This window comes from Shewanella sp. SM29, assembly GCF_025654245.1.
GTDB lineage: Bacteria > Pseudomonadota > Gammaproteobacteria > Enterobacterales > Shewanellaceae > Shewanella > Shewanella oncorhynchi.
In genome coordinates, this window is the sequence record NZ_JAKKRN010000102.1 from 1 (window position 1) to 552 (window position 552).

The 552-nt window shown below is 45.1% G+C and carries 1 protein-coding gene; it reads left to right on the plus strand.

The genetic code is table 11. The features are described 5' to 3' along the window. Positions 1 to 552, plus strand: a 552-nt coding sequence (locus L5L77_RS22655; protein ID WP_263223451.1) for an Imm49 family immunity protein, incomplete at both ends; no start/stop codon positions are given.

A 552-nucleotide genomic window follows, 5' to 3' on the forward strand; every position in this document is an offset into this window, starting at 1 on the left:
TATAAAATTAAACCACTGTTAATGGCTTACGACCCTAACTATCCAGATTTCCTTGGTGATAATATCGCCGAAGGAGGGCAATCTCATAACGTTGTTGATTGCTTTAGTTACGCCATGGCCGCAGGGGATTTAGCCATAGCGAAGCAAGCTTGTGCGTTATTTCCTGCGGAGTGGCGCCCCCGCAATAGTAAACCAGATACGACTGATGACTTAGTGCATGCCTTACATGCGTGGTTTAGCGGCGATAAGCTTAGAGCTGCTGGTTTTTGTCAAAAAAGCATGGAAGCCTATATCGCCAAACCCAGTAAAAAAGTCACCTATCGCAGTAATTACTACACCCTACATTTGGCTTTATGGGGCATTATTATCAACGACCAAAGCGTGTTCGATACAGGCATTCAAAAGCAGTTGGAGATTTGTCACCATGAAGCCCGTTATGGTGAATGGAAGGGCATGGTTGAAGGCCATTTCGCAGAATATGCTTTGGCCCTTACCAATTTAGCGATTCAGGCGGGGATGAAACACCGAGTTATTGACCCTTTCATTCCAGAA